23 protein-coding genes are annotated in these 23,739 nt (G+C 71.5%); 17 read left to right on the forward strand and 6 right to left on the reverse strand.

What is annotated here, in order from left to right; genetic code table 11:
* Window positions 1–15: 15 nt before the first annotated feature.
* Window positions 16–1,122: an AraC family transcriptional regulator gene (locus ACT80S_RS04500; protein ID WP_377413167.1), complete on the reverse strand. Its 1,107-nt coding sequence runs from the start codon at window positions 1,120–1,122 to the stop codon at window positions 16–18.
* A gap of 118 nt (window positions 1,123–1,240) precedes the next feature.
* On the opposite strand from ACT80S_RS04500, the gene ACT80S_RS04505 reads away from it, so the two are divergent.
* From ACT80S_RS04505 to ACT80S_RS04575, 15 genes are all read left to right on the forward strand, one after another.
* The gene (locus tag ACT80S_RS04505) at window positions 1,241–2,221 is read left to right on the forward strand and encodes a quinone oxidoreductase family protein (protein ID WP_377413169.1); all 981 of its coding nucleotides are present in this window, start codon (window positions 1,241–1,243) and stop codon (window positions 2,219–2,221) included.
* A gap of 36 nt (window positions 2,222–2,257) precedes the next feature.
* Window positions 2,258–3,106 (forward strand): TauD/TfdA dioxygenase family protein, encoded by an 849-nt coding sequence (locus ACT80S_RS04510; RefSeq protein ID WP_377413171.1) that lies wholly within the window; start codon window positions 2,258–2,260, stop codon window positions 3,104–3,106.
* Window positions 3,107–3,136: 30 nt separating this feature from the next.
* Entirely contained in the window at window positions 3,137–4,207 is a 1,071-nt protein-coding gene (locus ACT80S_RS04515) for a BKACE family enzyme (protein WP_377413173.1), read from the forward strand.
* Window positions 4,208–4,365: 158 nt separating this feature from the next.
* Entirely contained in the window at window positions 4,366–5,169 is an 804-nt protein-coding gene (locus ACT80S_RS04520) for a GntR family transcriptional regulator (RefSeq protein WP_377413175.1), read from the forward strand.
* A 10-nt stretch (window positions 5,170–5,179) separates the two neighbouring features.
* Entirely contained in the window at window positions 5,180–6,382 is a 1,203-nt protein-coding gene (locus ACT80S_RS04525; protein WP_377413178.1) for an ABC transporter substrate-binding protein, read from the forward strand.
* 22 nt (window positions 6,383–6,404) lie between these two features.
* Window positions 6,405–7,277 (forward strand): branched-chain amino acid ABC transporter permease, encoded by an 873-nt coding sequence (locus tag ACT80S_RS04530; protein WP_377413180.1) that lies wholly within the window; start codon window positions 6,405–6,407, stop codon window positions 7,275–7,277.
* Window positions 7,274–8,248, forward strand: a complete 975-nt coding sequence (locus ACT80S_RS04535; protein WP_377413182.1) for a branched-chain amino acid ABC transporter permease — start codon at window positions 7,274–7,276, stop codon at window positions 8,246–8,248. Before ACT80S_RS04530 ends, ACT80S_RS04535 begins: the two co-directional genes overlap by 4 nt.
* Window positions 8,245–9,000 (forward strand): ABC transporter ATP-binding protein, encoded by a 756-nt coding sequence (locus ACT80S_RS04540; RefSeq protein ID WP_377413184.1) that lies wholly within the window; start codon window positions 8,245–8,247, stop codon window positions 8,998–9,000. The genes ACT80S_RS04535 and ACT80S_RS04540 overlap by 4 nt, the downstream gene beginning before the upstream one ends.
* Window positions 8,997–9,707, forward strand: coding sequence for an ABC transporter ATP-binding protein (locus ACT80S_RS04545; RefSeq protein WP_377413186.1), 711 nt, complete (start codon window positions 8,997–8,999; stop codon window positions 9,705–9,707). The genes ACT80S_RS04540 and ACT80S_RS04545 overlap by 4 nt, the downstream gene beginning before the upstream one ends.
* 16 nt (window positions 9,708–9,723) lie before the next feature.
* Window positions 9,724–10,698, forward strand: coding sequence for a tripartite tricarboxylate transporter substrate binding protein (locus ACT80S_RS04550; RefSeq protein WP_377413188.1), 975 nt, complete (start codon window positions 9,724–9,726; stop codon window positions 10,696–10,698).
* Between the two features lie 34 nt (window positions 10,699–10,732).
* The gene (locus ACT80S_RS04555; RefSeq protein WP_377413191.1) at window positions 10,733–12,025 is read left to right on the forward strand and encodes a 3-isopropylmalate dehydratase large subunit; all 1,293 of its coding nucleotides are present in this window, start codon (window positions 10,733–10,735) and stop codon (window positions 12,023–12,025) included.
* Window positions 12,022–12,528, forward strand: a complete 507-nt coding sequence (locus ACT80S_RS04560; RefSeq protein ID WP_377413193.1) for a LeuD/DmdB family oxidoreductase small subunit — start codon at window positions 12,022–12,024, stop codon at window positions 12,526–12,528. Before ACT80S_RS04555 ends, ACT80S_RS04560 begins: the two co-directional genes overlap by 4 nt.
* Window positions 12,525–13,997: a dihydroorotase gene (locus ACT80S_RS04565; RefSeq protein WP_377413195.1), complete on the forward strand. Its 1,473-nt coding sequence runs from the start codon at window positions 12,525–12,527 to the stop codon at window positions 13,995–13,997. Before ACT80S_RS04560 ends, ACT80S_RS04565 begins: the two co-directional genes overlap by 4 nt.
* 5 nt (window positions 13,998–14,002) lie before the next feature.
* On the forward strand, window positions 14,003–15,355 hold the full coding sequence (locus ACT80S_RS04570; protein WP_377413891.1) for an FAD-dependent oxidoreductase: 1,353 nt from the start codon (window positions 14,003–14,005) through the stop codon (window positions 15,353–15,355).
* Window positions 15,352–16,227, forward strand: a complete 876-nt coding sequence (locus ACT80S_RS04575; protein ID WP_377413197.1) for an isocitrate lyase/PEP mutase family protein — start codon at window positions 15,352–15,354, stop codon at window positions 16,225–16,227. Before ACT80S_RS04570 ends, ACT80S_RS04575 begins: the two co-directional genes overlap by 4 nt.
* A gap of 21 nt (window positions 16,228–16,248) precedes the next feature.
* Here the strand turns inward: ACT80S_RS04575 and ACT80S_RS04580 are convergent, their stop codons facing one another.
* From ACT80S_RS04580 to ACT80S_RS04600, 5 genes are all read right to left on the reverse strand, one after another.
* A complete protein-coding gene (locus ACT80S_RS04580; RefSeq protein WP_377413200.1) occupies window positions 16,249–16,833 on the reverse strand; it encodes a hemerythrin domain-containing protein in 585 nt (194 codons plus the stop codon).
* A gap of 80 nt (window positions 16,834–16,913) precedes the next feature.
* Window positions 16,914–17,723, reverse strand: coding sequence for a sugar phosphate isomerase/epimerase family protein (locus tag ACT80S_RS04585; RefSeq protein WP_377413202.1), 810 nt, complete (start codon window positions 17,721–17,723; stop codon window positions 16,914–16,916).
* Between the two features lie 10 nt (window positions 17,724–17,733).
* A complete protein-coding gene (locus tag ACT80S_RS04590) occupies window positions 17,734–18,360 on the reverse strand; it encodes an NIPSNAP family protein (protein WP_377413204.1) in 627 nt (208 codons plus the stop codon).
* Between the two features lie 34 nt (window positions 18,361–18,394).
* Window positions 18,395–20,134, reverse strand: coding sequence for an FAD-dependent oxidoreductase (locus tag ACT80S_RS04595; RefSeq protein WP_377413206.1), 1,740 nt, complete (start codon window positions 20,132–20,134; stop codon window positions 18,395–18,397).
* Window positions 20,134–20,964: an IclR family transcriptional regulator gene (locus tag ACT80S_RS04600; protein WP_377413208.1), complete on the reverse strand. Its 831-nt coding sequence runs from the start codon at window positions 20,962–20,964 to the stop codon at window positions 20,134–20,136. The genes ACT80S_RS04595 and ACT80S_RS04600 overlap by 1 nt, the downstream gene beginning before the upstream one ends.
* Window positions 20,965–21,084: 120 nt before the next feature.
* Here ACT80S_RS04600 and ACT80S_RS04605 point away from each other — a divergent pair, with 120 nt between their 5' ends.
* On the forward strand, window positions 21,085–21,900 hold the full coding sequence (locus tag ACT80S_RS04605; protein ID WP_377413210.1) for a shikimate dehydrogenase family protein: 816 nt from the start codon (window positions 21,085–21,087) through the stop codon (window positions 21,898–21,900).
* Between the two features lie 2 nt (window positions 21,901–21,902).
* Window positions 21,903–23,726: an FAD-dependent oxidoreductase gene (locus tag ACT80S_RS04610; protein WP_377413213.1), complete on the forward strand. Its 1,824-nt coding sequence runs from the start codon at window positions 21,903–21,905 to the stop codon at window positions 23,724–23,726.
* Window positions 23,727–23,739: the final 13 nt, after the last annotated feature.

The following is a 23,739-nucleotide window of genomic DNA, read 5'->3' on the forward strand; positions in this document are numbered from 1 at the left end:
GGGTCAGGTCTTGCATCAACGCGGCAGTCGCGCCGCCCGACCGGCCCCGGCCGGGACGGGTGCGCTCAGTGGCCGCCGCCGCGATGCAGCCTGGGCAGGTGGGTCCGGTCGCGTTGATGCAAGACCTGACCCCGTGCCCCGTGCCCGCCACCGCTGCGGCGGCTCGCCGAACTGCGTGGTGAACCAGCGCGTGAACGCGCTGGGCGAGCTGTACCCGAGCATCTGCGAGACCCGAACCAGGGAGTTGCGCGGGTTCTCGATGTAGCGCTGCGCCAGTTCGCGGCGCACTTCATTGAGCATGTCGGTGAAGCTGGCGCCGGCCTCGTCGAGCCGGCGCTGCATGGTGCGCACGCTCAGGCCCAGGCCCTGGGCGACATAGGCGCTGCTGGCATTGCCGCTGGCGAGCATCAGGTAGATGGCCTTGCGCACCTCCTGCACCAGCGAGGCGTCGCCGGCCTGGGGCAGGGTGTCCACGAAGCGCTGCGCGTGGCGGGCCAGGGCGGGCGCGGCCGCGGGGTTGGGCGCGTCGAGGTCGCCGGCACGGCACACCAGGCCGTTGAACTCGCTGCCGAACTCCAGCCGGCAGTCGAACACGCGCTTGTGCAGCGCCAGGTCCCTCGGCGCCGCATGGGTGAAGTTCACGCTGTAGGGCCGCCAGCCGGCCCCCAGCACCGCGGAACACAGGCGCATCACCACACCCAGGGCCAGCTCGATCGACTGGCGCGAGGCCAGCCCCCCCACCAGCTCCGCACGCACGGTCACGAAGGCGCCGGCCTCCTCCAGGTCCAGGGCCAGTGAATCGTTGATCAGGTGGCGGTAGGCGATGGTGGCGCGCAGCGCCTCGCGCAGCGTGGGCTGGTGCGAGATCAGCAGGCTCACCGCGCCGAAGTCCGAGACCTGCCGCGACTGCGCCAGCCGCAGGCCGAACTGCGGGTCCCCGCTGGCCTGCGCGGCCAGCTCCAGCAGGCGGATGGCCGCCTCCGCGGGAATGCGCTGGTCCGGGTCCTCCAGCAGCGCCCGGCTCAGGCCCACCTGCCGCAGCAGCGGCACCGGATTGAGCCCGCGCGTGCGCGCCACCTCGAAGAAGTTGGTCAGGGATGCCGCGCGGACCGAAATGCTCATGGCATGAAATGGTAAGGGCCTGGCGTCAACGGGAAAGCGGGGAAAACCCGTCCTGCCTACATTGCCCCATCGGCCGCCCGTACCGGCGCGGCCCCATTCCAGGACGAAGAGACAAGCCATGGCCACAGTGATTCGCATGCACCGCACCGGCGGACCGGAGGTGCTCCAGGTCGAGACGATGGAGGTCGGCGCGCCCGGCCCCGGCCAGGTGCTGCTGCGGCATGCCGCGGTGGGCCTGAACTACGCCGACACCTACTTCCGCAACGGCACCTACCCCGTGCCCCTGCCTGCCGGCATGGGCGTGGAAGGCGCCGGCACCGTGCTGGCGGTGGGCGAGGGCGTGGACAACGTGGCGCCCGGCGACCGCGTCACCTACACCGGCTTCCTCAACACCCTGGGCGCCTACAGCACGGAGCGCCTGGTGCCCGCCGCTCCCCTGATCAAGCTGCCCGACGCCATCGGCTTCGAGACCGCCGCCGCCATGACCATGCGCGGCCTGACCTCGGCCTACCTGATGCGCCGCATCCACCCGTTCAAGGCCGGCGACACCGTGCTGCTGCACGCGGCGGCCGGCGGCGTGGGCCTGATCGTCTCGCAGTGGGCGAAGCTGCTGGGGATCACCGTGATCGGCACCGTCTCCACCGAGGAGAAGGCCGCCGTCGCCCGCGCCCACGGCTGCGCCCACACCATCAACTACAGCCACGAGGACGTGGCCCAGCGGGTGCGCGAGATCACCGGGGGCCGCGGCGTGGACGTGGTCTTCGACAGCGTCGGCAAGAGCACCTTCATGGCCTCGCTGGACTCGCTGCGCCGGCGCGGCCTGATGGTCAGCGTGGGCACGGCCAGCGGCACCATCGACGGCTTCAACCCCAACCTGCTGGCGCAAAAGGGCTCGCTGTACCTCACGCGCCCCGCGCTGGCCGACTACATCGCCGACCCGGCGGAGAAGGCCGAACTCGCGGCCGAGGTCTTCGGCCATGTCGCCGCCGGCCGCATCCGCATCGAGATCAACCAGCGCTACGCGCTGGAGGACGCTGCCCAGGCGCACCGCGACCTGGAGTCGCGCAAGACCACCGGCTCGTCGATCTTCGTGATCTGACGCGCGCCCCCCGACGAGAGAACGAGGAGACACCCGATGAAGATCGAGCAACTGACCTGCGCCATCGGCGCCGAGCTGGTGGGCGTGAGCCTGGCCGACGCCGCCCGCGACGACGGCCTGTTCCAGGAGATCAAGGCCGCCCTGCTGAAGCACAAGGTGCTGTTCCTGCGTGACCAGGACATCAGCCGCGCCGACCACGTGGCCTTCGCCCACCGCTTCGGCCAGCTCGAGGACCACCCGGTCGCCGGCAGCGACCCGGACCACCCCGGCCTGGTGCGCATCTACAAGAACCCCGACCAGCCCAACGACCGCTACGAGAACTCCTGGCACACCGACGCCACCTGGCGCGAGTCGCCCCCCATGGGCTGCGTGCTGCGCTGCGTGGAGTGCCCGCCGGTGGGCGGCGACACCATGTGGGCCAACATGGCCCTGGCCTACGAGAAGCTGCCGGCCCAGGTGAAGGCCCAGATCGACGGCCTGCGCGCGCGCCACAGCATCGAGGCCACCTTCGGCGCGGCGATGCCGACCGAGAAGCGCCTGGCGCTGAAGGCCCAGTACCCGGATGCCGAGCACCCGGTGGTGCGCACCCATCCCGAGACCGGCGAGAAGGTGCTGTTCGTCAACGGCTTCACCACCCACTTCACCAACTTCCACACGCCCGAGAACGTGCGCTATGGCCAGGACTTCACGCAGGGCAGCGCGGCGCTGCTGCAGTACCTGATCAACCAGGCCATGGTGCCCGAGTACCAGGTGCGCTGGCGCTGGAAGCCCAACTCCGTGGCGATCTGGGACAACCGCGCCACGCAGCACTACGCCGTGATGGACTACCCGCCCTGCCACCGCAAGATGGAGCGCGCGGGAATCATCGGCGACAAGCCCTTCTGAAACCGAACGACCCCGAACCCGAAGCAAGCGATGAACTTCCTCGACGGCCACCTGTTCCCCGAGAACCAGCAACCCCTGATCATCACCGCGGCGCCCTACGCGCCCTCGTGGATGCCCTCCGACTTCCCGCAGGACATTCCGGTCACGATGGAGCAGCAGATCCAGAAGGCGGTGGACTGCTACAACGCCGGCGCCACCGTGCTGCACCTGCACGTGCGCGAGCTCGACGGCCGCGGCTCCAAGCGCCTGTCCAAGTTCAACGAGCTGATCGCCGGCGTGCGTGCCCGCGTGCCGGCGATGATCATCCAGGTCGGCGGCTCGATCAGCTTCGCCCCCGAGACCGACGGCGCCAAGGCCAAGTGGCTGTCCGACGACACCCGCCACATGCTCGCCGAGCTGGACCCCAAGCCGGACCAGGTCACGGTGACCATCAACACCTCGCAGATGAACATCCTGGAGCACATGGAGGACGGCGACCTCCAGGGCACCTCGATGGAGGACCCGGCGGTGTTCCAGGCCTACAAGGAGATGACGGTGCCGGCCCAGCCCGGGTGGGCCGAGGAGCACATTCGCCGACTCAGCGAGGCCGGCATCCAGAGCGCCTTCCAGTGCTACAACATCAACAGCTTCGAGTCGGTGGAGCGCCTGATGCGCCGCGGCGTCTACAAGGGCCCGCTGGTGATGAACTGGGTCGCCATCAGCGGTGGCATGGACGCCCCCAACCTGTACAACCTCTCCAACTTCGTGCGCGCCACGCCCGACGGCGCGGTGCTCACGGTGGAAAGCTCCATGCGCAACGTGCTGCCGATCAACATGATGGGCCTGGCCCTGGGCCTGCACGTGCGCTGCGGCATCGAGGACAACCTGTGGAACCAGGCCCGCGACGCCAAGATGTCCACGGTGGAACAGGTCGAGCAGCTGGTGCGCATGTCGCGCGAGTTCGGCCGCCCCATCGCCACCGCGAAGCAGGCGCGCGAGATCTGCAAGATCGGCGTGTTCTACGACACCGTCGAAGAGACCCTGGCCGCCAACGGCTTCGCCCCCAACCGCCCGGGCGCCAACCAGGGCTTCCTGCGCCGCACCGACAAGTCCATGGCCTGAGGCCCCCGAGGCGCGCCGCCGCCCGCGCACCCGCGTGAGGCGGCGCGCACCGGATCCGGGATTACCCGCACCCTATCCGGGCCGATTCCCGACAGGACATTCACGATTTCAAATGTCCTATTGACAGTACATTAAGACCGCGCCCATCATCCGCGGCCATGAAGTCCGCTCGCGCCGGGTTGCCGCTGCCGAAGTACCACCGGGTCTACCTGGTGCTGCGCCAGCACCTGGAGGAAGGCCGTTTCGCCGACGGCCTTCCGGGCGAGCACGCGCTGGTCGAGGAGTTCGGCGTGGCCCGCGTCACCGTGCGCCGCGCCCTGGAGCAGCTGGCGGCCGAGGGCCGCATCACCCGCCACCCGGGCCGCGCCACGCAGCCCACGCGGCCGACGGCGGCCGAGGCCGGGGCCGAGCCCCAGGCGGCTGCCCGCACCTCGCTGGGCGGCCTGTTCGAGAACCTCGTGAGCATGGGCCTGCGCACCTCGGTGCAGGTGGTGTCGCTGGCCACCCTGGCCGCGCCCGCGCCGGTGGCCGAGGCCCTGCGCCTGGCGCCCGGCGACAAGGTGCAGAAGGCGGTGCGCGTGCGCAGCACCGGCGAGGGGCCGCTCTCGTGCATCACCACCTGGGTGCCGACCGCGCTGGCCGGCCCCTTCACCAAGAAGGACCTGGCGAAGAAGCCGATCCTGGTGCTGCTCGAGGAGGCCGGGGTGAAGGTGGGCCGCGCCGAGCAGACCCTCACCGCGGTCCTGGCCGACGCCGAAGTCGCCGCCCGCCTGGACGTGCCGGTGGGCGCCGCGCTGCTCGCGGTGCGCCGCCTGATCCTCGACGCCGACGACCGCCCCGTGCAGTGGCTGCACGGCCTCTACCGGCCCGACCGCTATGAATACCAGATGCAGCTCTCGCGCGTGGGCGGCATCGACGCCAAGGTGTGGGTCAACAAGGAATTGTCCGCTCAGTTTCACTAAGGAGAACGCCATGAGCACTCGTCGCCACTTCATCTCCCAGACGGCCGCGGCCGCTTCCGCGATGGCCTTCCCGCTGGTGGGCGGGGCGCAGCCCAAGCCGATCAAGGTCGGTGTGCTGCACCCGGTCACCGGCGCGCTGGCGTACTCGGGCCAGCAGTGCCGCGAGGGCGCGCTGATGGCGATCGAGGACATCAACAAGGCCGGCGGCATCAAGTCGCTGGGCGGCGCCAAGATCGAGGCCCTGCTGGCCGACGCGCAGTCCACGCCGCAGGCCGGCGCCGCCGAGATCGAGAAGATCAACGAAGCCGGCGCCAGCGCCGTGGTGGGCGCCTTCGCCTCCGCCATCTGCCTGGCCACCACGCAGGCCGCCGCCAAGTACAACCTGCCGCACGTGGTGGACGTGGGCGTGGCCGACCAGATCGTCGAGCGCGGCCTGAAGAACACCTTCCGCTTCGGCCCCGGCTACCGCAAGTGCGCCGAGGTCGCGGTGGCCAACCTGCACGTGCTGAACACCGCCGCCGGCAAGCCCGCCAAGAGCGTGATGATCATCCACGAGGAGTCCCTCTTCGGCACCGGCACCGCCAACCTGCTCTCGCGCGAGCTGCCCGGGTACGGCTACGAGGTGAAGGAGGTGATCAAGCACGCCAACCCCACGCGCGACTTCAACAACATCGTGCTGCGCATGAAGTCCGTGAACCCGGACATCGTGATCCCCGCCAACTACTACAACGAGTACGCGCTGCTGGTGCGCACCATGCAGCAGCAGAAGGTGGTTCCCAAGGCGATCTACTCGGTGCTGGGCGGCGCGGCCTCCAGCTACAAGTTCGTCAAGGAGTTCCCGGACGCGGCCAACGGCATCATCGACTGCAACCACTGGTTCAACCCGAAGGACAAGCGAAGCGCCGAGCTGAAGAAGCGGGCCGAGGCCAAGGGCCTGTTCTTCTCATACGAGCTGTTCATGACGTACACCGCGATGCGCCTGCTGGCCGACGCGATCGAGCGCGCCAAGTCGTCCGACCGCGCCGCGATCATCGCGGCCCTCGAGTCGAGCACCTTCGCCGACCACATCATGCCGTACGGCCCCACCAAGTTCGTGAACGGCCAGAACACCGGCGCGCAGCCGCTGATGACGCAGGTGCACAAGAACGACATCAAGGTCATCATCCCGCGCGACTACCGCGAGGTCGACCCGATCTTCCCGCTGAAGGCCTGAGCGCCGGAGGACCGACCGCGCGATGTTCGACCTGTCCATCCTGTTCCCCGCCGTCCTGAACGGGCTGACCACGGGCGCGGTCTACGCGCTCGTGGCCCTGGGGCTCACCCTGATCTACGGGGTGCTCCACATCATCAACTTCGCGCACGGCGCGTGCCTGATGATGGCCCTGTACGGCGTCTACTTCCTCAAGCAGTCCCTGGGGGTGGACCCGTACCTGGCCCTGCCGGTCATGGTGCCCGCCATGTTCGCGGCGGGCTATGCGCTGCAGCGCGGCGTGGTGGAGCGCGCCAGCCATGGGAAGGACGAGAACATCCTGCTGGTCACCCTGGGCATCTCGATCGTCCTGGAGAACGTGGCGCTGCTCGCGTTCCGCTCCGACACCCGCACCATCGACACCGCCTACACCCTGGCCACGGTGGCGATCGGCCCGGCCATGATCTCGCTGCCCAAGGTGGTGGCCTTCTTCGGCGCCCTGGCCACCTCGGCGGCCCTGCTGTGGATCATGAAGCGCACCGACCTGGGCCGTGCGATCCGCGCGGTGGCCAAGGAGAAGCAGGGCGCCCGCCTCATGGGCATCAACGTCGAGCATGTCTACGCCATGAGCTTCGGCATTGGCCTGGCCTGCCTGGGCGCGGCGGCCTGCTTCCTGCTGCCGGCGTACTACGTGAACCCGCAGGTGGGCGGCGGCTTCGTGCTGGTGGCCTTCACCATCGTCGTCCTCGGCGGCATGGGCAGCTTCCCCGGTGCGCTGGTGGGCGGCCTCCTGATCGGGGTGGTCGAGTCGCTGGGCGGCCTGTGGTTCGGCGAGTCGCTGGGCCAGATCGGCATCTTCCTGATCTTCATCGCGGTGCTGCTGCTGCGGCCCCAGGGCCTGTTTGGAGCCAAGGCATGACGCTCGGCAAGGACCTCCTGTCGATCGCGGTGTTCGCGCTGGTGGTGGCGTGCATCCCGCTGGCCACGGCCTCCGGCGTGGCCCTCAACTTCGTGATGATGGTGCTGTTCGGCGCCCTCATGGCCCAGGCCTGGAACCTGCTGGGCGGCTTCGGCGGCCAGTTCTCCTTCGGCCACGCGCTGTTCTTCGGCACCGGCGCCTACGTGCAGGCCATCGCCCAGATGCGGTGGGGCCTGAACCCCTGGCCCGCCCTGGCCCTGGCGATGGCCGTGGCGGCGGGCGCCGGCCTGTTCTTCGGCGCGCTCTCCTTCCGCTACGGCCTCAAGGGCTCCTACTTCGCGCTGGTCACGCTGGCCTTCGCCGAGGTGCTGCGGGTGCTGGCGCTGTCGGTGGACTTCACCGGCGCCGGCGTCGGGCTGATGCTGCCGCTGCGCGAGGGCGCGGGCAACATGCAGTTCCCCACCCGCGCCGGCTACCTCTGGCTGGCCCTGGGCCTGCTGGTGGCGGCGCAGCTCGTGGCGGCCTGGCTGCGGCACTCGCGCTTCGGCGCCTGGCTGCAGGCCGTGCGTGACAACGAGGACGCGGCCCGCGCCATCGGCGTGGACCCGTTCCGGGTGAAGCTCGGCGCGATCGCCGTCTCGGGCGCGCTGATGGGCGCCGCCGGCGCGTTCTACGTGCAGGTGTTCCAGTACATCGACCCGGCCATCGCCTATGGCCCGCATGCCTCGGTGGAGGCCCTGGTGGCGGCCATCGTCGGCGGCCTGGGCACGCTGTGGGGGCCGCTGCTCGGCGCGGCCACGCTGCATCTGCTGTCCGACCTGACCCGCAACCTGTTCGGCAGCCTGCCGGGCATCAACATGATCATCTATGGCTGCGTGCTGGTGCTGATCGTCATGTTTGCGCCGCGCGGCGTGGCGGGCGTGGGGCGCTCCGTGATCTCGCTGTGGCGCTCGCAAGGAGAACGCAAATGACGACGGAGATGCTTCGCCTCGAAGGCGTCTCCAAGGCCTTCGGCGGCCTGCGCGCGGTGCAGGACGTGAGCCTGTCGCTGCCCGCCGGCCAGTTGAGCGCCCTCATCGGCCCCAACGGCGCGGGCAAGACCACGCTGTTCGCGCTGATGTCCGGCTTCCTGCGCCCCGACACCGGCCGCGTGTTCCTGGAGGGCGCCGACATCACCGGCCAGCCGCCGCACGCCAACGCGCGCCGCGGCATGACCCGCACCTTCCAGATCGTCCAGCCCTTCGCCGCGCAGACCGTGCGCGAGAACATCGCGGTGGGCGCGCACCTGCACTGCGCCAGCCGCTCCGAGGCGCTGGCGCAGGCCGAGGCGGTGGCGCAGCGCGTGGGCCTGGGGCCCCAGCTGGACAAGCCCGCCGGCGACCTCACCGTGGCCGGGCGCAAGCGCCTGGAGCTGGCGCGCGCGCTGGCCACCCGGCCGCGCCTGCTGCTGCTCGACGAGGTGCTGGCCGGACTGAACCCGCAGGAGGTGGCCGAGATGATTCCCGTGGTGCGCGGCATCGCCGGCGAGGGCGTGACCGTGCTGATGATCGAGCACGTGATGCAGGCGGTGATGAACCTGGCCTCGCACGTGTGGGTGCTGGCCCAGGGCCAGCTGATCGCCGAGGGCAGCCCGCAGCAGGTCACGCGCGATGCGCGGGTGATCGAGGCCTACCTGGGGCACGGCACCGCGAAGCGGCTGGCGGGGCAGGGGGCCGGGGCATGACGCAATTGCTGAAAGTCACTGGCCTGCGCAGCGGCTATGGCAGCGTGGAGATCCTGCGCGGCGTGGACCTCACGGTGAATGCCGGCGAGATCGTCGCCCTGCTCGGAAGCAACGGCGCCGGCAAGTCCACCTTCAACAACACGCTGTGCGGCATCGTCCCCGCGCGGGCCGGCGAGATCGGCTTCGACGGCCAGGCCATCGCGCACCGCCACTACCGCGACATCGTCGCCGCCGGCCTGGTCCAGGTGCCCGAGGGCCGGCGCATCTTCCCCAACCTCTCGGTGCTGGAGAACCTGGAGCTGGGCAGCTTCACCCGCGCGCGCGAGCGCCGGGCGCAGAACCTGGAGCGGGTGTTCGGCATCTTCCCGCGCCTGAAGGAGCGGCTGTCGCAGCTGGCCGGCACCATGAGCGGCGGCGAGCAGCAGATGCTGGCGATCGGCCGCGGGCTGATGGCCGAGCCGCGCCTCTTGATCCTCGACGAGCCTTCGCTGGGCCTGTCGCCCCTGCTGGTCGAGGAGATGTTCGGGCTGATCGGGCAGTTGAACCGGCAGGGCCTGTCCATCCTGCTGGTGGAACAGAACGTCGGGCAGTCGCTGGAGATCGCGCAGCGTGCCTACGTGATGGAGAACGGCGCGATCGAGTTCTCCGGCACCCCCGGCGAGCTGCTGGCGAGCGACCGCCTGCGCCGCGCCTACCTGGGCCTGTGAGGAAGGTCGTGACGCCATGAGCATCCGTTCCCCCTCCTTCTCGCGGCGAGATGCGGTGGTGCGCACCGCGCTCCTGGTGGCCGCGGCCCGGGCCCACGCGCAGGCCCAGCCGCCGGTGCGCATCCTGGTGGGCGCCCCCGCCGGCGGCACCAGCGACACGCTCGCCCGCATCCTCGCCACGGAGATGGCCAAGGCCCTAGGCCGCACCGTGGTGGTGGAGAACCGCCCGGGCGCCGGCGGGAACCTCGCCGCCGAGGCGGTGGCCCGCGCCGCGCCCGATGGCAACACGCTCCTCATGAGCTTCACCAGCCACGCGATCAACGCGTCGCTGTACCCCTCGCTGCCCTTCGACCCCGCGCGTGACTTCACCCCGCTCACGCTGGTGGCCACCTCGCCCGCGGTGCTGGTGGCGCACCCCTCGGTGCCGGTGGCCCATGCGGGCGACCTGATCCGGCTGGCCAAGGCGCAACCGGGCCGGCTGAACTTCGCCATCGGCGCCCTGGGCTCGTCGATCCACCTCGCCGGCGAGGCCTTCAAGATGATGGCGGGCGCCTACATCGTGAACATCCCCTACCGCGGTACCGCGCCGGCGGTGCAGGACGTGCTGGCCGGCCAGGTGGAGCTGATGTTCGCCAACATCGGCAACGTGCAGGCCCACATCCGCGCCGGCAAGCTCAAGGCGCTGGGCGTGACCAGCCCGAGGCGCCTGCCCGCCTTCCCGGAGGTGCCGGCGATCGCCGAGTTCCTCCCGGGCTATGAATCCAGCGCGTGGTTCGGCCTTTTCGGGCCGGCGCGCATGCCGCCCGAGCTGGCGCGCCGCGTCGCCGACGCCGCGCGCCAGGCGATCGCCACGCCCGAGGTGCGCCGGCGCATCGAGCTGGAGGGCGCCACGCCGGTGGGCAATGCGCCGCAGGAGTTCGCCCCCTTCGTCAGCGCCGAGATCGCGCGCTGGGCGAAGGTCGTCAAGTACTCGGGGGCGAAGCCGGAATGAGCCGGCCGCCCGCAATGACCTGGAGGGGCCGCACATGGCATCCGCACGCATGGCGATGACACTGGCGCAGAAGCTCGTGGCCCGCGCCGCCGGCCGCGACTTCGTGACCCCCGGCGAGGTGGTGACCTGCGAGGTCGACCTCGCCATGTTCCACGACTCCTCCGGCCCGCGCCGGCTCAAGCCGATGCTGGACCAGCTCGGCGCGAAGATCTGGGACCCGCAGAAGGTGGTGCTGGTGATGGACCACTACGTGCCCGAGCGCGACGACGAGGCGCGCCGCATCGTGCGCATCGCCCGCGACTGGGCGCGCGACGAGCGCCTGCCCCATGTCTACGACAGCCAGGGCATCTGCCACGTGGTGGTGCCGCAGCACGGGCACATCCGCCCCGGCATGTTCTGCGTGGGCGGCGACTCGCACTCGCCCACTGGCGGCGCCTTCGGCGCCTACATGTTCGGCGTCGGCAGCACCGAGATGCTGGGCGTGGTGGTCACCGGCGAGATCTGGCTGCAGGTGCCGCGCACCATCTCCATGGAGTGGTCGGGCCGGCTGCAGCCGGGCGTGACCGCCAAGGACATGATGCTGCACATGATCGGCCGCGTCGGCATGAATGGCGGCGCCTACCAGGCGGTGGAGTTTTCCGGCGATGCGGTGCGCGCGCTGTCGATGAACGAGCGCATGACCCTGTCCAACATGAGCGCCGAGATGGGGGCGCAGGCCGGCCTGGTGGCGCCCGACCAGGTCACCGTCGACTGGCTGCGCGCCGCCGGGGTGGACCCCGCGACGCTGGGCGACCTCTCGCACTGGCGCACCGACTCGGGCGCGCCGATCGAGCGCCATGCCTTTCACGCGCCGCTGCTGGCGCCGCAGGTGGCGGCGCCGCACAGCCCGGCCAACGCCGGCCCGGTGTCGAAGCACGAGGGCACGCCGGTGGACGTGGCCTACATCGGCGCCTGCACCGGCGCCAAGATCGACGACCTGCGCGCCGCCGCCTCGGTGCTGCGGGGGCGCCACGCGGCGCGGGGCGTGCGGCTGATCGTCGCTCCGGCCAGCATGCGCGACCAGCAGCAGGCCGAGCGCGAGGGCCTGATGCAGGTGCTGCGCGACGCCGGCGCCGAGGTGGCCGCCACCAGCTGCGGCGCCTGCGCCGGCTACGGCGACGCGCTGACCCACGCGAAGAACGTGATCTCCAGCACCGCCCGCAACTTCCGCGGCCGCATGGGCGCGGCCACGACCGATGTCTACCTGGCCTCGCCCTACACGGTGGCGGCCTCGGCGGTGACGGGCCGCATCCATGACCCGCGCGACATGCTCAAGGAGGTCGCATGACCACGACCCACCGCGTCTGGAAACTGGGCAAGGAGATCGACACCGATGCCCTGGCCCCCGGCGCCTACATGAAGCTGGGCCTCGAGGGCATCGCCCCGCACTGCCTGGAATCGGTGCGCCCGGGGTTCGCCGCGCAGGTGCGCCCGGGCGACGTGATCGCCGCCGGCCCCGGCTTCGGCATCGGCTCCTCGCGCGAGCAGGCCGCCGGCGTGCTCCGCCACCTGGGCGTGGCCGCGGTGATCGCGCCCTCGTACAGCGGCCTGTTCTTCCGCAACGCCTTCAACCTCGGCCTGCTGCTCCTGACCTGCCCCCTGGCCGACCGCCTCGCCGAGGGCGACACGGTCACCCTCGACCTGGAGCACCTGACCGTGGTCACCGCCAGCGGCCAGCGCCTGCCCTGCGAGCCCGTGCCCCATTTCCTGCTGGAGATGGTGCGCGCGGGCGGCCTCTTCCAGCTGCTCAAGCAGCGATTCGCACCCGACAAGACACCGGAGGACTCATGACCAAACCCATCTACGACCTGTTGATCAAGAACGTGCGCGTGGTGCGCCCGCACGGGAACACCGTGCATGAGGGCGACATCGCCATCCAGGGCGAGCGCATCGCCAAGGTGGCGCCCGGCATCGACGCGACGCTCGCCAGGAAGGTCTACGACGGCAAGGGCCGCCTGGCCTTCCCCGGCGTGGTCGACGCCCACATGCACTCCGGCATCTACTCGCCGCTGGCCGAGGACGCGGTGACCGAATCGAAGGCCGCGGCCATGGGCGGCGTGACCTCCAGCCTCAACTACTTCCGCACCGGCCAGTACTACCTGAACAAGGGCGGCCCGTATGCCAAGTTCTTCCCCGAGGTGCTGAAGATCTCGAAGAACCGCTTCCATGTGGACTACGGCTACCACCTGGCGCCGATGGACCGCAAGCACATCGAGGAGATCCCGATGCTGATCGAGAAGCATGGCGTGTCCAGCTTCAAGATCTTCATGTTCTACGGCTCGCACGGCCTGCACGGCGCCTCGAACACGCAGAAGGACTTCCTGATGATCGGGGAGGACGAGCGCTACGACCTGGCCCACTTCGAGTTCATCATGCGCGGCGTGCAGGCGGCGCGCGAGCGGTTCCCCGAGAAGGCCGACCAGATCTCGCTGTCGCTGCACTGCGAGACCGCCGAGATCATGACGGCCTACACGAAGATCGTGGAGAAGGACAAGTCGCTCAAGGGCCTGGCCGCCTACAGCGCCTCGCGCCCGCAGCACTCCGAGGGCCTGGCGGTGTTCATCGCCAGCTACCTGGCCAACGAGACCGCGCTGCCGAACATCAACCTGCTGCACCTCAGCTCGCGCAAGGCGGTGCAGGCCGCGATGATGATGGCCGACGTCTTCCCCCACATCAACTTCAAGCGCGAGGTGACCATCGGCCACCTGATGCTGGACATCACCTCCAAGGCCGCCGAGCAGGCCAAGGTGAACCCGCCGATCCGCCCGCGCGAGGACGTCGAGTTCCTGTGGGAGGCGCTGCTCGCCGGCGAGCTCGACTGGGTGGTGTCCGACCACGCCTGCTGCCGCCAGGAGCTGAAGATCCCCAAGCGCTACTTCGGCAACATCTGGATGGCCAAGAGCGGCTTCGGCGGCACCGAGTACCTGCTGCCCTCGCTGGTCTCCGAGGGCACGCGCCGCGGCATGAGCTACAACCACATGGCCCAGGTGCTGGCCTGGAACCCGGCGCAGCGCTACGGCCTGAACCACAAGGGCGACCTGGCCGAGGGCTTCGACGCCGACGTGGTGCTGGTCGACCCGAACCACACCTGGACCATCGCCGCCAAGGACTCGCCGTCGACCCAGGGCTACACCCCCTTCGAGGGCCTGGAGCTGTCGGCCCATGTGGACGCCACCTTCCTGCGCGGCGGCCTGATCTACGAAGACGGCAACCTGATCGGCAAGCCGCGCGGCCAGTACCTGCACCGTCCCACGGCGTGACCCACCTGAACGAGCCCGTCGTCCTGCCGGCCGAGCGGCTGGGGGCCGACGCGCCCGAAGTCCCGGTGGCCATCGTCGGCGGCGGCGCCTGCGGCCTGGTGGCGGCGATCGCGCTGCGCGACGCCGGCATCGACTGCGTGGTGCTCGAGCGCGACGAGCGCCCGAGCGGCTCCACCGCGCTGTCCTCGGGCTTCGTGCCCGCGGCCGGCACGCGGGCGCAGCGCGCCGCCGGCGTCACCGACGACTCGCCCGAGCGCTTCGCCGCCGACATCCAGGCCAAGGCCCGGGGCCGCGCCGCGCCGCACCTGGTACAGGCCTACACCGAGGCCATCGCCCCGGCGCTGGACCACCTCTCGGGCCACCACGGCATCACGCTGCAGGTACTGGAGGGCTTCCTGTACCCGGGCCACAGCGCGCTGCGCATGCACGCGGTGCCGGAGAAGACCGGCGCCGCCCTGATCTCGCAGCTGGAACGCGCGGCCGACGCGGCCGGCGTGATGCTGCTCACGCAGGCCACGGTGCGCGAGCTCTATGTGGACGAGGCGCGGCGCGTGCACGGCATCGGCTACCGCCGCCCCGACGGCCGCCTGGAGCAGCTTCGCTGCGGCGTGCTGGTGCTGGCGTGCAACGGCTTCGGCGGCAACCCGTCGATGGTGGAGGACCTGATTCCCGAGATGCGCGGCGCCACCTTCGGCGGCCACGTGGGCAACGACGGCAGCGCCATCCGCTGGGGCCGCCAGCTCGGCGCGCGCCTGGCCGACCTCACCGGCTACCAGGGCCACGGCTCCTGGGTGGTGCCGCAGGGCATCCTCATGACCTGGGCCGTCATGGCCGAGGGCGGCATCCAGCTGAACGCGCAGGGCCGGCGTTTCCATGACGAGACCGGCGGCTACTCCGAGGCCTCGGTGCACGTGCTGCAGCAGCCCGGGCAGGTCGCCTGGAACGTCTTCGACGACCGCCTGCTGGCGCTGGCCCGCACCTTCCCCGACTTCCGCGAGGCCGAGGCCGCGGGCGCGCTGCGCACCGCCGCCGACCGTGCCGGCCTGGCCCGGATCATCGGCTGCGACGAGGCCGGCCTCGACCCCGCGCTCGATCGCTTCACCGCGCCGTACCACGCGGTCAAGGTGACCGGCGCGCTGTTCCACACCCAGGGCGGCCTGGACATCGACGCGCGCTGCCGCGTGCTCGATGCCCAGGGCCGCCCCTTCCCCAACCTGCTCGCCGCCGGCGGCGCCGCGCGCGGCGTCTCGGGCGATGCGGTGTGGGGCTACCTCTCCGGCAACGGCCTGCTCAGTGCGGTGGCCGGCGGCTGGATCGCGGCGAAGACCGCAGCTTCCCTGGAGACAAGCCCCCCATGACCCCCGAGATCCCCGAGACCCTCCAGCAGCGGCTGGCCCGGCCCCAGGTGCTGCTGGCCCCCGGCGTGTACGACGCGCTCAGCGCCCTGGTCGCCGAGCAGGCCGGCTTCGAGGCGCTGTACCTCTCGGGCGCCTCGATCGCCTACACCCGCCTGGGCCGCAGCGACATCGGCCTGACCACCGCCAGCGAGGTGGCCGACACGCTGGCGCGCATCACCGAGCGGGTGGCCGTGCCGGTGATCGTCGATGCCGACACCGGCTTCGGCAACGCGCTGAACACGCAGCGCACGGTGCGCGAGTTCGAGCGCGCGGGCGCGGCCATGATCCAGCTCGAGGACCAGACCTTCCCCAAGCGTTGCGGCCACCTCGATGGCAAGGGCGTGGTGCCGGTGGCGGAGATGTGCGGCAAGCTGCGCGCGGCGCTGGATGCGCGCCGCAGCGAGCAGACCCTGGTCCTCGCCCGCACCGACGCGGTGGCGGTGGAGGGCTTCGACGCGGCCCTGGAGCGCGCCGAGCGTTACCTGGAGTGCGGGGTCGATGCGCTGTTCATCGAGGCGGTGCGCACGCCCGAGCAGATGGACGCCGCCTGCGGCCGCTTCGCCCACCGCATCCCGATGCTGGCCAACATGGTGGAGGGCGGCAAGACGCCGGTGCAGTCGGCCGGCGAGCTGGGTGCGCGGGGCTACCGCATCGTGATCTTCCCGGGCGGCACCGCGCGCGCGGTGGCCCACACCCTGCAGCAGTACTACGGCCGCCTGCAGGCCGACGGCACGACGGCGGCCCTGAAGGACCGGATGCTGGACTTCGACGGCCTCAATGCCGTCATCGGCACGCCGGAGCTGATCGCCCGGGGCAGGCGCTACGAGGGCTGAGGCCCTCGGCGCGTCACACGCTCACTCGGCGCCCAGCCCGATCGGCGCCGGGGCGGTGTTGGCGATGTGGGTCAGGAGCCTGTCCCACTCCGGCTTGCGGGCGCCGCCGGCCAGGGGGTCGAGGTCGTCGCGCAGGCGCGCGCCGATGCGGGACCAGTCGCTGGCGGTGAGGTGTTCCACCGCGGCGGGGAAGACCTGGGTTTCCTCGGTGTGCATGTGGTCCAGGTAGTGGCGCACATAGGTCTTGACCGCCTCGAGGAAGGCCTCGCGCCGGGACTCGCCCATGAACTCCCACGACATCAGCTGGTGCTGCAGCTGGTGCACCTTGCGCTCGCCGTAGCCATGCTCGCGCTCCAGCCGCTCGATCACCGGCCCCAGCGCCGGGGCGCGCTCGGCCACCAGCGGGAACAGCAGCTCGGACTCGTTGGGGTGGTGGCGCTTCTCCGGGAACTCGCCGATGTAGTAAAGCATCGCGCGCATCACATGGAAGAAGCGGTCCTCGTCGCCCTTGGGGCCGCGCTCGGCCAGGGCCACGACGGAGTGGAGCACGGCGCCCAGCGCCGAGTGCTCGTCGCGGATGTACTGGAGGGTGGGGTGGTTCTTCATGGCTTGGCTCCTGGGCCGCAGGATGGCCGAGCCCGGCGGCGCCGGCGTTGACATTCGTCAAGGCCCGGCGCACCCCCGCCTCAGACCCCGCACACCGCCCGGCTCGCCTCCAGGCAGCGCCGCGCCCATTCCACCGGCGAGGCCGTCTTCTCCCGCTCCAGGTGGATGATCTCCACGCTCACCGGCAGGTCCGCCGGCAGGGCCTGGAACAGGCCGGCCACGTCGATCGTGCCCTCGCCGGGCATCAGGCGCTCGCAGCGCGCGGTGTGGATCAACTGCTCGTTCGTGAACTGCGTGCCGGCCACCGCGTCGCAGGCCTGGGCATAGTGCAGCCACTCGCGCGGGATGGCGCGGATGTCGTCCAGCGTGGTGTCCGAGCGGCCGAAGTGGAGGGCGTCGATCAGGAGGCCGGCGTTGGCCGGCCGGCCCGCCTTCTCGATCACGCGCATCGCCGCCCGGGCGTCGCGCACCTCGGTCCAGGGCATGAACTCCAGGTCGGCCGTCAGGCCGAAGGGGCGCATCACCTCGCACAGGCGGGCGTAGCTGTCGGCCAGGCGCGACTCGTCCGGGTCGTCGGCCGCCACCAGCACCGAGCGGGCCTTCAGCGCGGCGCCGGCCTCGAACATCGCGTCCCAGGCATGCGGGTCGAACGCCGCGCCGATGCGCACGATCTCCAGGTCGAACACGCCCACGCCGGTGTCGCGCACCGCGGCCTGCGTCTCGCGCAGGGCCTGCGGGTCATCGACCAGCGCCTGCTTCGCGGCGCCCGCGCCATTGGGCCAGGGCCGCAGGCCGACGAACTCGTAGCCGGTCTCGGCCGCCAGCTGGATCGCCTCGGCGGCGGTGCAGCGGTGCGAGGTCAGGTAGGCCAGGGAGAAGGGACGAGCCATGGTCGCGACCTCATTTCATCGGGGAGACGGCGGTGGGCAGGGCGATGGTGGAGACCATGCGCGTGGTCAGGTTGGCCGGGCCGCCCTTGGGCGGCCAGATGCCCTGGGCCACCGCGTCGGCGCGGGCCTTGCTCCGGGCATTCAGGTCGGGGTAGGCCCAGATGTTGGTGAAGCGCGGCGCGCCGTCCAGGGCCACCATGGCCACCACGCAGGGCGAGAGCTTGTCGCGCGGGGGCAGGTACTCGGCCCACAGGTCGATGGTGGGCTGCACGCCGCCTGGCTTGATGCCGTAGGTGCGCACCTCGTACACCGGGCCGGTGACGCCGCTCTCGGCGCTCGGGCGGGCCGGCTTCATCCACGGGAAGCCCTGGTAGCTGTCGATCGTCAGGTCCTGGTACAGCTCGCCGCAGCCGTAGGGGCTGGCGCTGGCCTGGGTGCGGGCGCGCTCGGCCTGCAGCTGCTCCAGGGTCGCAAAGCCGCGCAGTACCAGCAGCTGGTTCAGCACGCCGATGTCGGTGAACCAGCAGGCCAGGAGTTCACCCTGGGCGCCCGGCTGCCTGCAGAAGGCGTCGACGTTCGTGGCGGCCTGCCCGGCGGTGCCGAAGGGCAGGGTCATGGTGGCGAGTTCGTAGTACATGCGTTCTTTCTTTCGGGGAGGGGTCAGTCGAGGTTCAGTCGGTGGCCAGGGCCCGGCCCGCCGCGTGGTGGGCCGCCAGGTAGCCGAAGGTCATGGCGGGGCCGAGGGTGATGCCGCCGCTGGGGTAATTGCCGCCCATCATGCTGCTCATGTCGTTGCCCGCGGCGTAGAGGCCGGCGATGGGTTCGCCCCGCGCATCGAGCACCTCGCCGTGCACGCCCACGCGCAGGCCGGCGAAGCTGCCCAGGCTGCCCATGACGAGCTTCACGGCGTAGAAGGGGCCGCGCTCCAGGGGCGCCATGCAGGGGTTGGGGTGGCGCGGCTCGGGCTCGCCCTGCACGCGGTTGTAGGGCGTGTCGCCCTTGCCGAAGTCGGCGTCGCGGCCCTCGCGGGCCATGGCGTTGTAGCGGTCCACCGTGGCCGCCAGCGCGCCGGCGTCGATGCCGCAGGCGGCGGCGAGCGCGGCCAGCGTGTCGGCGCGCTTCAGGTAGCCGCTGGCGAGCCACGGGCCCAGGGGCATCGGCGCGGGCTTCACCGCGCCCAGGCCGTAGCGGCGGATGAAGGCGTGGTCGCACACCAGCCAGGCCTCGGGCTTTTCGCCCGGCGGGGTGGCGCGCAGCAGGGCCTGCATGACGTCGTGGTACGAGTCGGCCTCGTTGCAGTAGCGCCTGCCGTCGCGGCGCACCGCGATCACGCCGGGCTTGGCGCGCTCGATCAGGTGCGGGAAGTGGCCGGTGCTGCCGTCGGCGCGCGGCACGAGCGAGACCGGCGCCAGGGCCATGGCCTGCACCAGGTCCTGCGCCACCTGGCCGCCGGCGGCCTCGCCCAGGCGCAGGCCGTCGCCGGTGTTGCCCCGGTTGGCGGCGGACCAGTGGCCGTGGCCCTCGCGCACATGCGGCACCAGCTGGCGCTGGCGGGTGGCGTCGTGCGGGAAGCCGCCGGTGGCCAGCACCACGCCGCGGCGCGCGCGCACCGTCACCTCGCCCTGCGGCGTGGACAGCACCGCGCCCTCGATGCGCTGACCGTGCCGCAGCAGGCGCTGCGCCGGGCTGGCGGTGAGGATCCGCACGCCGCGCTCCAGCGCCGAGGCGGCCAGGGCCGCGACCAGCGCGTTGCCGTTGACGACGCGGCTGGCGCGCCGGTGCGTCGCGTAGTCCCAGGCGTAGCGCATCACGCGCCGGGCCACGTACCAGAACGAGGCGGGCTTGCGCAGCGCGTTGAGGTAGTGCCGCAGCTCCGCGCCCGAGGCGATGCCCAGGCCCCACAGCGTGGTCTCGCGCAGCGGCGGCTTGAGGTCGTGCATGCGCGCGCCGAGGCGGCGGGCGTCGAACGGGGCGGCGCAGACCGAGCGTCCGCCCAGGGCAGCGCCGGGGCTGCGGCCATGGAAGTCGGGGATGGCGTTGCCGTCGATGAACTGCAGCGCGGTGTGGCGGCGGAAGAAGTCCACCATGCGCGGGCCGTGGGCCAGGAAGGCGTTGACGCGGGCCTCGTCGAACTGCGCGCCCAGCTCGTGGCGCAGGTAGGCGAGGGGGCCTTCGAGGTCCTCCTCGATGCCGGCCTCGCGCGCCAGGGGGTTGCGGGGGATCCACATCCAGCCGCCGGACCAGGCGGTGGTGCCGCCGAACTGCGGGTCCTTCTCGGCGACGATGACCTTCAGCCCGAGGTGGGCCGCGGTGGCGGCGGTGGCAAGGCCGCCGGCGCCGGAGCCGATGACCAGCAGGTCGCAATGGATCTCGTTCTTGCCCGCGGCGGTGGGGGAGGGCGTGGCCGTCATCAGTCTGCGTAGATGGGCTTGCGCTCGCCGGCGGCTTCGCCGGCGGCGTGCTGGCCCTGGTTGAAGAAGGGGGAGGAGCCGCTGGCCGCGGCGAGCTGCGCGGCGAAGTCCACCAGCTCAGGGCCCAGGGCCTCCATGCGCTCGCGGGTGAAGCGAACCGTGGGGCCGGCGATGGTCAGCACGCCCATGGCCGGCTGGCCGGCCAGGCGCACCGGCGCGGAGATCGCGCTCAGGCCGGCGGTGTAGGTGTCGACCGAGACGGAGAAGCCGCGCCGGCGGGTGTCCTGCAGGGCGGCCAGCACCTCGGCCAGGGTCTCGGGCGCGGCGGGGCCGAATTCGGCGCGCGGCCCCAGCCCCTGGCGGGCGACCAGGGCCAGCGCCTCGTCGTCGCCCAGGGTGCTGAGCCAGGCCCAGCCGGAAGAGGAGCAGGACAGGCGCGCGTCGCTGCCCATGTCCGGGTCGTAGCGCAGGCCCTGGCGGGCGCCCTGGGCGCGCGCGACCCAGGTGAGGCGCTCGCCGTCGACCACCGACAGCCGCACCAGCTCGCCCGAGCGCTCGGCCAGGCGGTTGAGCAGCGGCTGGGCGATGTCCACGATGCCGCTCTTGCTCAGGAACATCAGGCCGATCGAGACCAGCTTGGTGGTGAGGGTGTAGGCGCCATGGTCGCGCAACTGGCGCACGTAGCCGGCGGCGACGAGATCGGTCAGCAGCCGGTGCACCCCGCTGCGCGGGATGTTCAGGCGCTGCGCGATCTCGCCCAGCTCCAGGCCCTCGCCGTGCTGGGCGAGCAACTCGAGGATGCCGAGGGTGCGTTCCATCACGCCGCTCATGGGGTTCTTCTTTCCGGCTCGCGCCTGTGTTGGGGTCGGGATGACGGGGCAAGTATAGGGAAATATGGAACAACATTCAAAAGTTGAATGACATTCCACTTGTAGGTATCATCCGCCGCCATGCAAACGAACCCTGCCGCCGCCCTCGATGGCTCCACCCGCCTGCACTTCATCGTCGGCGACCCGATCGCCCAGGTGAAGTCGCCCGCCGGCGTGAGCCAGTCCTTCGCCGCCGCCGGCCTGAACGCCCTGTGCGTGCCGGCCCATGTGAGCCCCGCCCACCTCACGCAGTGGCTGCAGGGCGTCTCGCTGGCGCAGAACGTGGACGGGATCATCGTCACCGTTCCCCACAAGATCGACTGCCTGGCCCTGTGCGGCACCGCCACCGAGCGGGCCCGCTTCGTGGGCGCGGTCAACACCATGCGCCGCAACCCCGACGGCTCCTGGCACGGCGACATGTTCGACGGCGAGGGCTTCGTCCAGGCCCTGCGCGCCAAGGGCGGCGAGCTCCAGGGCCGCAGCGCCCTGCTGGTCGGCGCCGGCGGCGCGGGCTCGGCCATCGCCCATTCCTTCGTGCTGGCCGGCGTGAGCCGCCTGGCCATCCACGACCCCGACACCGCCCGCCGCGACGGGCTGATCGCGCGCCTCTCGGCCATGGGCCGGGGCCAGGTGGGGGTGGGCAGCCCCGACCCCACCGGATTCGACGTGGTGATCAACGCCACGCCCATGGGCATGCGCCCCACCGACCCCTTCCCGATCGAGGTGGACAAGCTGGCGGGCTCGCAGTTCGCCGGCTGCGTGATCACCGCGCCGCCGGTCTCGCCCTGGGTCGAGGCGGCCCGCGCCAAGGGCTGCAACAGCATGGTGGGCGCCGACATGTTCGCCCGCGTCCGCGACCTGATGGTCGATTTCCTCGTGGGCTCGCAGGAGCATTGAACATGGCACATCGCATGCAAATCCTCGCCAAGGGCGCCGTCCCGCAGGCCGAAGGCCGCAACTTCGACGTGGTGGTGGTCGGCGCCGGCGGCGCCGGCCTCGCCGCCGCCCTCTATGCCGCCCTCGACGGCGCCAGCGTGCTGCTGGTCGAGCGCACCGGCCTGGTCGGCGGCACCACCGCCTGGTCGGCCGCGACCACCTGGGTGCCCGGCACGCACCATGCCCAGGAGGTCAACCCCGGCGACACGCTGGCCGAGACCGCCCGGTACCTGGACCATGCGGTGGGCGAGCGCTCGCCGCGCGAGGTGCGCGACGCCTTCCTGCGCCATGGCGCCGCCGCGGTGAAGCACATCGAGTCCCGCAGCGAGGTGCAGTTCCGCCCCTACGCCAAGCACCCCGACTACATCAGCGACCTGCCCGGCTCCACGCTGTGCGGCCGCGCCCTCGAGCCGCTGCCGTTCGACGGCCGCCTGCTCGGCCCGCTGCTGCCCCTGGTGCGCCCGCCGATCCCGGAGTTCACCGTGCTGGGCGGCATGATGATCGACCGCTACGACATCCCCCACCTGCTGGCGATCACCCGCTCGTGGACCTCGTTCAAGCACTCGTTCAAGCTGATCGCCCGCTACGCGATGGACCGCCTCACGCACCCGCGCGGCACCCGCCTCGTCATGGGCAATGCGCTGGTGGGCCGCCTGCTGCACTCGCTCGCGCAGCAGCCCCACGTGACCCTGGCGCTGAACACCTCGCTGGCCTCGATCGAGCGCGACGACGGCGGCCGCGTGATCGGCGCGGTGCTGAAGTCGGACGCCGGCGAGGCCCGCGTCTCGGTGGGCAAGGCCCTGATGCTCGCCTCCGGCGGCTTCAACCGCGACCCGAAGCTGCGCGCCGAGCGCCTGCCCGGCATCTCCGAAGCCTGGTGCCCGGCGGCCCCCGGCCACACCGGCGAGGCCCAGGCCGCCGCGCGCCGCGCCGGCGCCACCGACGGCGAGGGCGCGATGAGCCCGGCCTTCTGGGCCCCGGTCTCGCTGCGCAAGCGCGCCGACGGCAGCGACGCCGTCTTCCCGCACTTCGTGCTCGATCGCGCCAAGCCCGGCATGCTCACCGTCAACCAGGCCGGCGAGCGCTTCGTCAACGAGAGCACCTCCTACCACCTGTTCGGCATCGCCATGCAGAAGGCCCACCAGGCCTCGCCCTCGATCCCGGCCTACCTCATCGCCGACGCCGCCGCCCTGCGCCGCTACGGCATGGGCATGGTGCGCCCGGGCGGCAAGGGCCTGGCGCCCTTCCTGGCCGACGGCTACCTCACCGAGGGCCGCACGCTCGACGAACTCGCCGGCAAGCTGGGCATCGATGCCGAGGGCCTCAAGCGCTCGGTGGCCCAGATCAACCAGTACGCCGCGACCGGGATCGACCCCGACTTCCACCGCGGCGAGACCGCCTACCAGCAGAACATCGGCGATGCCACGCTGGGCGGGCGCAACCCCAACCTCGGCGCGCTCACCGAGGCGCCGTTCTACGCGGTGCGCCTGTACCCCGGCGACATCGGCGCCTCCCAGGGCCTGCGCACCGACGAACACGCCAATGTGCTGGACGCCCGGGGCCAGCCGATCCCCGGCCTCTATGCGCTGGGCAACGACATGCATTCGATGATGGGCGGCACCTACCCGGCCCCGGGCATCACCGTGGGCCCCGGCCTGGTGTTCGCCTATGTCGCGACCCGGCACGCCCTCCAGCCGCAGGACCTGGTGCCCGCCTCCGGACAAACCCGGTATGCGTCTGATAATCGAACGAACCTGGGCGATCATCGAACTCAGGTCGCCGCCTGATTGGCGGCCCCGG

The organism is Ramlibacter sp. MAHUQ-53 (genome assembly GCF_052600055.1).

What these genes read in the sequence shown, in the direction of transcription:
- ACT80S_RS04500 (WP_377413167.1), bottom strand. Translation starts at nt 1,122, where the DNA reads ATGAGCATTTCGGTCCGCGCGGCATCCCTGACCAACTTCTTCGAGGTG.
- ACT80S_RS04505 (WP_377413169.1), top strand. Translation starts at nt 1,241, where the DNA reads ATGGCCACAGTGATTCGCATGCACCGCACCGGCGGACCGGAGGTGCTC.
- ACT80S_RS04510 (WP_377413171.1), top strand. Translation starts at nt 2,258, where the DNA reads ATGAAGATCGAGCAACTGACCTGCGCCATCGGCGCCGAGCTGGTGGGC.
- ACT80S_RS04515 (WP_377413173.1), top strand. Translation starts at nt 3,137, where the DNA reads ATGAACTTCCTCGACGGCCACCTGTTCCCCGAGAACCAGCAACCCCTG.
- ACT80S_RS04520 (WP_377413175.1), top strand. Translation starts at nt 4,366, where the DNA reads ATGAAGTCCGCTCGCGCCGGGTTGCCGCTGCCGAAGTACCACCGGGTC.
- ACT80S_RS04525 (WP_377413178.1), top strand. Translation starts at nt 5,180, where the DNA reads ATGAGCACTCGTCGCCACTTCATCTCCCAGACGGCCGCGGCCGCTTCC.
- ACT80S_RS04530 (WP_377413180.1), top strand. Translation starts at nt 6,405, where the DNA reads ATGTTCGACCTGTCCATCCTGTTCCCCGCCGTCCTGAACGGGCTGACC.
- ACT80S_RS04535 (WP_377413182.1), top strand. Translation starts at nt 7,274, where the DNA reads ATGACGCTCGGCAAGGACCTCCTGTCGATCGCGGTGTTCGCGCTGGTG.
- ACT80S_RS04540 (WP_377413184.1), top strand. Translation starts at nt 8,245, where the DNA reads ATGACGACGGAGATGCTTCGCCTCGAAGGCGTCTCCAAGGCCTTCGGC.
- ACT80S_RS04545 (WP_377413186.1), top strand. Translation starts at nt 8,997, where the DNA reads ATGACGCAATTGCTGAAAGTCACTGGCCTGCGCAGCGGCTATGGCAGC.
- ACT80S_RS04550 (WP_377413188.1), top strand. Translation starts at nt 9,724, where the DNA reads ATGAGCATCCGTTCCCCCTCCTTCTCGCGGCGAGATGCGGTGGTGCGC.
- ACT80S_RS04555 (WP_377413191.1), top strand. Translation starts at nt 10,733, where the DNA reads ATGGCATCCGCACGCATGGCGATGACACTGGCGCAGAAGCTCGTGGCC.
- ACT80S_RS04560 (WP_377413193.1), top strand. Translation starts at nt 12,022, where the DNA reads ATGACCACGACCCACCGCGTCTGGAAACTGGGCAAGGAGATCGACACC.
- ACT80S_RS04565 (WP_377413195.1), top strand. Translation starts at nt 12,525, where the DNA reads ATGACCAAACCCATCTACGACCTGTTGATCAAGAACGTGCGCGTGGTG.
- ACT80S_RS04575 (WP_377413197.1), top strand. Translation starts at nt 15,352, where the DNA reads ATGACCCCCGAGATCCCCGAGACCCTCCAGCAGCGGCTGGCCCGGCCC.
- ACT80S_RS04580 (WP_377413200.1), bottom strand. Translation starts at nt 16,833, where the DNA reads ATGAAGAACCACCCCACCCTCCAGTACATCCGCGACGAGCACTCGGCG.
- ACT80S_RS04585 (WP_377413202.1), bottom strand. Translation starts at nt 17,723, where the DNA reads ATGGCTCGTCCCTTCTCCCTGGCCTACCTGACCTCGCACCGCTGCACC.
- ACT80S_RS04590 (WP_377413204.1), bottom strand. Translation starts at nt 18,360, where the DNA reads ATGTACTACGAACTCGCCACCATGACCCTGCCCTTCGGCACCGCCGGG.
- ACT80S_RS04595 (WP_377413206.1), bottom strand. Translation starts at nt 20,134, where the DNA reads ATGACGGCCACGCCCTCCCCCACCGCCGCGGGCAAGAACGAGATCCAT.
- ACT80S_RS04600 (WP_377413208.1), bottom strand. Translation starts at nt 20,964, where the DNA reads ATGAGCGGCGTGATGGAACGCACCCTCGGCATCCTCGAGTTGCTCGCC.
- ACT80S_RS04605 (WP_377413210.1), top strand. Translation starts at nt 21,085, where the DNA reads ATGCAAACGAACCCTGCCGCCGCCCTCGATGGCTCCACCCGCCTGCAC.
- ACT80S_RS04610 (WP_377413213.1), top strand. Translation starts at nt 21,903, where the DNA reads ATGGCACATCGCATGCAAATCCTCGCCAAGGGCGCCGTCCCGCAGGCC.